This is a genomic window from Solemya velesiana gill symbiont (assembly GCF_002020805.1).
In the GTDB taxonomy this organism is placed as follows: Bacteria; Pseudomonadota; Gammaproteobacteria; order Chromatiales; family Chromatiaceae; genus Sedimenticola_A.
Genome location: NZ_MPRJ01000106.1, coordinates 1 through 8,224 on the forward strand (window position 1 = coordinate 1; position 8,224 = coordinate 8,224).

At 56.9% G+C, this 8,224-nt stretch carries 9 protein-coding genes; 2 read left to right on the forward strand and 7 right to left on the reverse strand.

Translation table 11 applies throughout. The features are described from left to right. Nucleotides 1-116 precede the first annotated feature (116 nt). Entirely contained in the window at nucleotides 117-845 is a 729-nt protein-coding gene (locus BOW53_RS12075; protein WP_078488229.1) for a substrate-binding periplasmic protein, read from the forward strand. A 113-nt stretch (nucleotides 846-958) separates the two neighbouring features. On the opposite strand, the gene BOW53_RS12080 is transcribed toward BOW53_RS12075, so the two are convergent. Further along, nucleotides 959-1,597 (reverse strand): DUF4202 domain-containing protein, encoded by a 639-nt coding sequence (locus tag BOW53_RS12080; RefSeq protein ID WP_425442930.1) that lies wholly within the window; start codon nucleotides 1,595-1,597, stop codon nucleotides 959-961. Nucleotides 1,598-2,328: 731 nt separating this feature from the next. Here BOW53_RS12080 and BOW53_RS12090 point away from each other — a divergent pair. Continuing rightward, nucleotides 2,329-4,317, forward strand: coding sequence for an SLC13 family permease (locus tag BOW53_RS12090; RefSeq protein ID WP_078488232.1), 1,989 nt, complete (start codon nucleotides 2,329-2,331; stop codon nucleotides 4,315-4,317). Between the two features lie 80 nt (nucleotides 4,318-4,397). On the opposite strand, the gene BOW53_RS12095 is transcribed toward BOW53_RS12090, so the two are convergent. From BOW53_RS12095 to BOW53_RS13435, 6 genes are all read right to left on the reverse strand, one after another. Next, nucleotides 4,398-4,787, reverse strand: coding sequence for a PEP-utilizing enzyme (locus BOW53_RS12095; RefSeq protein WP_078488233.1), 390 nt, complete (start codon nucleotides 4,785-4,787; stop codon nucleotides 4,398-4,400). Next, on the reverse strand, nucleotides 4,759-4,968 hold the full coding sequence (locus tag BOW53_RS12100) for a hypothetical protein (RefSeq protein WP_078488234.1): 210 nt from the start codon (nucleotides 4,966-4,968) through the stop codon (nucleotides 4,759-4,761). The genes BOW53_RS12095 and BOW53_RS12100 overlap by 29 nt, the downstream gene beginning before the upstream one ends. Then, the gene (locus tag BOW53_RS12105; protein WP_172838895.1) at nucleotides 4,946-5,413 is read right to left on the reverse strand and encodes a PEP/pyruvate-binding domain-containing protein; all 468 of its coding nucleotides are present in this window, start codon (nucleotides 5,411-5,413) and stop codon (nucleotides 4,946-4,948) included. Before BOW53_RS12105 ends, BOW53_RS12100 begins: the two co-directional genes overlap by 23 nt. Then, complete coding sequence (locus BOW53_RS12110) at nucleotides 5,331-6,050, reverse strand: PEP/pyruvate-binding domain-containing protein (RefSeq protein WP_078488236.1); 720 nt, start codon at nucleotides 6,048-6,050, stop codon at nucleotides 5,331-5,333. Before BOW53_RS12110 ends, BOW53_RS12105 begins: the two co-directional genes overlap by 83 nt. A gap of 92 nt (nucleotides 6,051-6,142) precedes the next feature. Next, nucleotides 6,143-6,571, reverse strand: a complete 429-nt coding sequence (locus tag BOW53_RS12115) for a hypothetical protein (RefSeq protein ID WP_078488237.1) — start codon at nucleotides 6,569-6,571, stop codon at nucleotides 6,143-6,145. A 39-nt stretch (nucleotides 6,572-6,610) separates the two neighbouring features. Further along, nucleotides 6,611-8,065, reverse strand: coding sequence for a hypothetical protein (locus BOW53_RS13435; protein ID WP_245832139.1), 1,455 nt, complete (start codon nucleotides 8,063-8,065; stop codon nucleotides 6,611-6,613). Nucleotides 8,066-8,224: the final 159 nt, after the last annotated feature.

Here is an 8,224-nt window from a genome sequence, read left to right on the forward strand (position 1 = left end):
CGGATCTTTTCAAGATTCGAAAAACTGGATGTGATGTTCACCTTCTTTATCCTGGCTTCACTCATCTCAGACACGTTGATTAACGTGAACAGGCCCTAAATAATCCGACCCTATCTATGAATCTTCTCCGCCTGCTGATCATCAGCATAGCCTTCGTATCAACTGTTAATGCGGACACCATTTCCCTGGTCACTGAAGAGGCCCTCCCCATGCACTACATGGAGAAAGGCAAACCGTCAGGACCGGTCATCGATCTCATCAGCGATGTCATGGATGGAATCGGCCTGGAGTACAAGATCAGCATCCTACCCTGGGCGAGGGCCTACCAGATGGCCCAGGATGAACCCAACACGCTCATCTTCTCAATGGCAAGAACCGAAGCCCGGGAGCCGTTATTCAAGTGGGTCGACACCGTCATCTCCCTGGATTATCACCTCTACAAACTCAAGAGCCGGAATGACATCAACATCGGTTCTGTACAGGACGCCAAAGAATACCGTATTGGTGTTCTCACCAAAGACGTGCGTCATGACTATCTCAGGGCACAAGGCCTGACTAAGCTGTTCCCGGTCGCCAAAAACGAGCAGAGCCTGGACATGCTGTTGCACGGCAGGATCGATCTCCTGCCCATGAGCAATCTTGGCCTCCAGGCCCTGTGTGAGAAGAAGTCCATTGACTGCGCCCAGTTTGAACGCACCCACAAGCTGGACGTATTCTCCCGCGGCCTCTACTTCGCCTACAGCAAATCCACCGCCGATGACATCGTGGCTAAAACCCGGGATGCACTGAAAATGGCAAAAGAAGACGGCACCTACCAGAAGATCATGGGCCGATTCCTTAAATAAAGCAGCAGGCCAGGTCCACCCAGAACGCCCCTGATTTCCACGGGCATGCGCTGACAAGGTGGAAGCATACCCCGCCTTTCACCGGATAAGAGGACGGGCGCCTGCAAAAAACATCAAGCCGCGTTCAATGCCTTCTGGATCAGGGGCACCAGCGGTTCAGGCAGCTTCAGGTTTCCGGAGAGCGCAAAGGCCTGGCCATCCGCAGACATCTTCTTCCAGGTCTTCTGGATGATGTCGATCCACTTCTCCTCATCGTATTCGGGATGCTTGTCCGCGAATGCCTGCATGTAGTGCTCGATAAACACCAGCGCGGCGATGTCTTCCAGCAGCTGGGTATCCGGATTGACTTTGACTGCCTTTTTGCCGATCGCCTTCTGCACACGCTCGATGGACTCCTCGTCGTAACCGGCCTGGGCCATCAGCTCTCCCGCTCTGTTGCCATGGAACTTGTAGAGCTGGGTACGCCACTGAAGGTAGCCCTGGCGGTTCATCGGGAAGGCGTCCCTGGGGGATTTCCAGCGCTCGATGTGTTGCGCGCGAATGGATATCTGACCCACCTCGTCTGCATCCGGTTTGAAGCGCTCCAGCATGTCTGTCATGCGGTGGGAGTAGAGGAATTCCTTTGGCCACTCCTTGCCTTCAGCCGACTCCCTGTTGGGGTCTTCGTTGTTGGCAGCATCGATGAGTTCAATTGTCTTATCCAATTGCCGGGACATGCGCTTCTCCTGGGGCCTGTTAACACTTCTTCTCATCCGGCCGCTGTGCGTCACCCTTGAAGATAACGCACTCATCGGAAAGCCGCTGGAACAGCAACGCCTCTTGCCACAGCTCGAGAGAGATTCAATGCATTTTTAAAGTAATCATTCTAACCCGCCAGGGTGGCCGGGTCATACTTCTCCAGCAGCTGCCAGCCATAAGCCAAGCGAGTCTTCGACCTCGTGAAAGATTTTGGGACATCCAAGTCCCCAAAATCGACTCGGCCTTCGACAACCTATTAGTGCCCCGGACGTCCTGGTCAGCCTCGGCTTTCAGCCTTCCATGGCGGTCAGCGCAGGAAAAAAGTTTTTGTAAATCAAGATGTAATAACAGAAGGCTGCAACTGAAGCACCGGGCAAATTCCAACCTTTCGATAATTATGTTAGCATAATCCGTTATAGGTGCTTGAGCGTGGAATCGTTTGTTGTACTGAATCGCAACCATTCCCCTCCTGTTGACTGCCTTGTCGGGAGAGCCGCTGCAGAGACGCTTATCCATAGCTATACGCTTCCGCAGCCTGTCGTACCCTGCCGCCGGATAGTACAGATCCACGGCAGCCCGATCCCTGGAAAGCTGAAACCGAATACCGTCATTACCTGACGCTTGATGCGCTGGAGAGGCCCCTCTCGCCTCACTGCGACCCCAATGGTGATGATGTATTGCTTTTCCTGCTGCAGACAGACCGACACCTTTTATCCGAACACAACCTGAGCTAAGAGTAGATGTCATGAACACACTTGCGGATGAAGAGCAGACCGTTTCCAAACCCGGAATCCGGGGATCAAAACAGGTCATCGCTGCCGTGGTTTTCGCCGCCCTTACCCTGTTTCTGGCCAGCGTGGTCCCTTCTATTGAGATCGCCTGGGTAACCGCCACCCTGATGCTGACCATCTACCTGTTCGCCTTCGAGGTGGTGGGCGTGGATGTGGCTGCTGCCACTGTCATGGTTCTGCTCGGCCTGACCTCCCTGCTTGCCCCCGCCATGGGACTGGAACAGGGACTGGTGGACAACAGGCACCTGTTCGACGGCTTCTCATCCAACGCCGTGATCTCCATTATCGCGGTCATGATTATCGGTGCAGGCCTGGACAAGACCGGCATCATGAGCAAGGTTGCCGCTTTCATCCTGAAGATCGGCGGCACCACCGAGGCACGTATCATCCCCATTATCTCCGCCACCGTCGGTTTCATCTCCTCGTTCATGCAGAACGTGGGCGCGGCAGCACTCTTCCTGCCGGTAGTCTCCCGCATCTCGGCCCGCTCCGGCCTGCCCATGTCCCGCCTGCTGATGCCCATGGGCTTCACTGCGATCCTCGGCGGTACAATGACCATGGTGGGCTCCAGCCCCCTCATTCTGCTCAACGATCTGATCCTCACCTCCAACCAGGCGCTGCCCAAGGAGCAGCAGATGGAGACCTGGGGTCTCTTCTCCGTCACACCTATCGGTGTGGCGCTGATCGCCACCGGCATTATTTACTTCGTACTAGCCGGCCGCTTCGTCCTGCCCAAGACCAAGTCTGAGAGCAGCACCTCCGCCGGTGATCCCATGCAGTACTTCCACGAGGTTTACGGCCTGGATTACAAGGTCAGGGAAGTCGTGGTCAAAGATGGCTGCAAGATGATCGGCAAACTAATCGACGAGGTGGAAACCGACTTCTGCGCGCGCATCATCGCCACCAAGCTGCCCGGCGAGGCCAACCGCGTCGGCCCCGGCGCCCTGGCCCGGGATGTCAGCATCCAATCCGGTATGGTATTGGGTGTCGTCGCCTCCCCCGACGACCTCGAAACCATGGTCAATGCCCTTGGACTGAAGCTGCGTGAAACCATGCGCACCTTCGTGGACGACCTCGCCACCAGCAAGGCGGGCATCGCCGAGGTGGTCATCCCTTCCGGCTCCAGCCTGATCGGCAAGAGCGCCCGCGACGTCTGGATGCGCAAGACCTACGGCTTGGCCATGATCGGTTTGCACCGCGGCGACGAGATCCTGCGCGAGGGTGACGATATCCGCAACATGCCCCTGAAGGCGGGCGATACCCTGATCGTGCACACCGCTTGGATGGACCTAGCGCGCATTGAGAAGGACCGCGACTTCGTAGTCATCACCACCGAGTACCCGCGCCCGGAAGAGCTGCGCCCCCACAAGGTGGCCCCCGCCGCCATCTTCTTCGGCATTGCCCTGTTCATGGTGCTTTTCACCGACATTCGCCTCTCCGTGGCCCTGCTTACCGGCGCCATGGGCATGGTGCTGTCCGGCGTTCTGAAGATCGAAGAGGCCTACCAGGCAGTAAGCTGGAAAACCGTCTTTCTTCTGGCCTCCCTCATCCCCCTGGGCCTGGCGGTGGAGACCAGCGGCACCGCCAAGTGGATTGCCGAACAGGTACTGGCCGTGGTCGGTGATATGCCCATCTGGGTAATCCAGGCCGCTGTTGCTGTACTGGCAACCTTCTTCACCCTGGTCATGTCCAACGTGGGAGCAACCGTTCTGCTTGTACCGCTGGCGGTGAACATCGCCATCGGCGCCGACGCCAACCCGGCGGTATTTGCACTCACCGTGGCCATTGCCACCTCCAACTCGTTCCTGATCCCCACCCACCAGGTGAACGCCCTGATCATGGGTCCAGGCGGCTATCGCGTGCCCGACTTCATGAAGGCCGGCAGCATCATGACCGTGCTGTTCCTGACCGTCATGATCATCATGATGAACCTGGTATTCTGATGAGAAAGGGGCCAAGGACCGGCCCCTTTAGAACCCTTCCTGGGATTGCCGCACCAATCTGAACGACAGCAACAACACTGTCATGCAGCAGGCGGGGTGTAATTCACACCCTTGCGCCAGTGCTCGACTTTCTCGAGCAGATGCTGCGGCCGCTCCTCTTCGCTTTTCAGCTGCCCCTGGTAGACAGTTCCGTGATCGCCGTCCAGTGTCAGAAAGTCGCCCTCTGCAAGTTCCTGCTGCTCGAACCAGATCGAACGCTTTTCCAAATCGATAACCAAGGGCGCGCAACCGACCAGGCACACCTTGTTTAGCTGACGGGCAACCACCGCGGCATGGGAGGTTCGCCCACCTGCAGCAGTGAGGATGCCATCTGCATGAGCGATGCCGACAATATCATCGGTAGAGGTCTCCCCTCGCACCAGAATCACGGGCTCACCCTGGTCACTCCACTGCTTGGCCCGCCCGCTCATTGTCCAGGGCCACACGTCCGCTGGCCACGCCGATACTGGCAGGGACCGCCACTGCCAGTGGAATCTGCCCCTGGTTGGTGAACAGCCGTCTGCGATGAATCCTCCCGAGGTCCAACACGCTAAGGCGTTCTACCGCCTCCTCCGGCGCCAGTATCCCCTCATCTACAAAGTCCGCGGTCACTTGCAGGGTTGCCCAAGGGGGTCAATTTCCCAATGCGTGTCTGTAAAAGATAGAGTTCGCCGTTCTCAACGGTGAACTCAAAATCCTGAAGTTCCTTGAACTCCTGTTCCAGCTTGCGTTTAACCGATTCAAGTTTGCCCACCAGTTCAGGGAGGTGGCGCTCCAGCTGCGCCCTGTCCTCGATCCGAAGCCGCCCGCTCACCACATCTTCACCCTGTGCGTTGATAAGAAAATCGAGATACAGCCGGTTTTCACCCGTTGCCGGGTTGCGGGTGAATCCGACACCCGAACCTGAACTGCAACCGCTATTGCCGAACACCATGCTCTGTATCGTCGCAGCCGTACCAAGCTCGTCATCAATATCACGCATCCGCCGGTACTCCAGGGCCCGCGGGCTGAGCCATGAGCGGAACACCGCCTCCGCAGCCTCGATCAGCTGGGTCATGGGATCCTGGGGGGAAGCGCCGCCCGGTTGCAGTGTGATAGACATCGAGCAAATCGTGACACACCGCCCGCATGCTCAAGGCGTCCAGCTCACGGGAGTCCTCGACATGGGCCAGGGCCATATGCTCCGCCAAAATGGTGTTGAAGGTCTGCATGCCGCTACCATGCACCACTTCGGCAAATGACTGTATCAGTCGCCGATAAGAGTCCCAGGCCAGCCGGGGATTACCCGTCATACGAATCACCCCCTCAACCGTCTGCCCGTTCAGACCGACGTTGAGTATGGTATCGAGCATGCCCGGCATGGATACCGGCGCACCTGAACGTACTGAGACCAGCAACGGTCGCCGTGTACCGCCGAATCCCTTCTGGGTGCGTGACTCCAATTGCCGCATATTCGCCTTGATCTGCTCGACCATTGTTCGATCCATGCTCTCTTTGCCCAGAAACTCCCGGCAGACCGAGGTGCTCAGCACGAATGCAGGAGGCACCGGCAAACCGACGATGGCCATGCGAAGCAGATTGTAGGCTTTCACACCCACCAACTCGGGTGTCACGCCTACCCAGTCGGCAACCGGCTCGCCAATACTGACCACCCTGGGAGGGTCGACCGGCGGCGATTTTTTCTTGCCGCTCATTGCATCATCTCGTTGAGCACGTAATCACTGAGCATCAGGGCGGATCTTGATATGGCGTCAGCCGCCTCTTCCATGGCGCTTGTAATCTGCATTTAGAGGTGAAACTGGCGCATGTTGGCATCCGACCGAACCAACAGTGATGTCACCTCACGCTCCGCCTCGTCGGTCAGGTGCTCGATGGTGACACTCTGATCCACCGCCTGCAGAAAATCCTGGATATCTTCCCGATTTCTTCCATGGTACAGGGTAGCCGTATTGGCCAGGCACTTTATCCACTCCTGGCTGTCACTGACCAACAGGTCAGCCAGCCGCAGCAGTGGTTCAGGCACCGGCACCCCCTCACCTGCCTCGGGCAGCAGGCTGAGCAGGAAAGCGGCATCTTCCAGGCTGTCAGCCGCATCGTCAGCACCGGTTAACAACTCGCGGTAGATGACTGCATCCGGAGATTGCTTGGCCCCATCACGCACCAGCGTGAGCAGATCGTCCGCCCGGGACTCCCAGCTCTTGGTGCGCTGAGCCATGCGCACCAGGCTTTGCCTGGAATCGGCGTGACCAACACTCTACAGCCCCTCCCGTACGACGCCCGCAATCTCGAGAATCATGGCCGCATGATCCCCTGCCAGGCTCAGCAGGTCCTGTTCGGTACTATGGAAATGATTGAGCAGTTCAGCTTTTATCTCGTCCCTGATCAGGCGATCCGAGCGGTCCTCAAGCAGCCCCTCAGCAGTGACTCTCAGCACGTATTTCAGAAATGAGATCACCGCCTCTCGTCCCATTACGGTATCCAGGCGCTCGCCGTATCGAATAGGAACCGGCCCGGCATTCTTTATCGCTTCATAAACCAGGTGCTCTGCCCCCATCTGGATAAAGCCGCGATGGCCGTAGTCATGATCTGCTGCCCACTTCAATTTATCGATGGCATCGCGCATTTTGATGAAATTACGCAATCGTTTCCGAGCCCGGTTCCAATCGATCAGGAATACGATGCGGGAACCCAGAAACTGCAGATAGCCTTCATGATCCTTTGCATCAGTGGCTGTATAGCAACCGACACAGAGATAGAACGCATCACCCTCCTCCAATCCCCTGGCACGCTGGGAACGGGTGTCTTCCCAATCCACGGCAAAAGGTTCGAACAGGCTTTGGAAGAACTGGGTCCTGCGGATATGGATATCGGTGTAGGTAAGCACCGTGGTCAGGCCGGTGACCGTCACAACCAGTACATGGGCATCCGTGGTACCGATATCGTTCTGGATCACCAGGCGCTTGCCGGAACGGGTGGCAGTGGTACCCAGACCGGGATGATCGAATTTCAATGGCGCCGTGGAATTGAGCCCTCGCATGAACGAACGGATAAGGGGAAGGTCGTCCTTTCCTATCCCGTAGACCGAGGCGCCGTCCACCACTTCACCGGCCACTTTGCCCTGAAGCTCATTGATCGCATGATGGAGACTGTCCTTCTTGCCACGCTTTGCACTGCTCATCCTGCAGATACTGCTGCCCTCGAGCTGTTCATCTTCGACACGGGGCAGCTCCTCACGCATTTTCTCGAAGCGATGCATAAAACCGGCCGTTGGCTCTGCATCATGACCATAGGCGGCCTCGATGGGTTCCAGCATGGCAGAAACACCTGCTTCAATACTTGCCACCAGGTTACCGGCCTGGGGGATCCGGTAGACACCGTGGACCTGCTTGGAACTGGCCTCGACCACTTGATCAAGGGCGGTCTCGGCAATACCGCTGATCTCTCTCTCGTATTGAAGAGAGCTGAAAGGGGCCTCCGGCTGCTCGGCGTGGTTTACTGTTTCCTGCAGCAGGGTGAAGTAGTACTTGACCTGGTCATTGGCTTGCAGCGCATGATTCAGATGCTGGGGCAGCAACAGCGCCCGCTCACCCAGCACATCCAGCACATCCAGCACATCCAGCACATCCAGCACATCCAGCACATCCAGCACATCCAGTACATCCAGTACATCCAGTACATCCAGTACATCCAGTATGCGAGTCTTGATCATCTGAACTGCTCCAAAAAATCGCCGGATGCTTAAAACATCTTCGCGAAACAAACACGAGCAATATCTAAGGCAACTCTGATTAATTTCGAAAATCGTATACCATCGATCTATTGATCTCCACTCCCAGGAAAACGATGAGACAGCAAAGCCTAGAAGCCA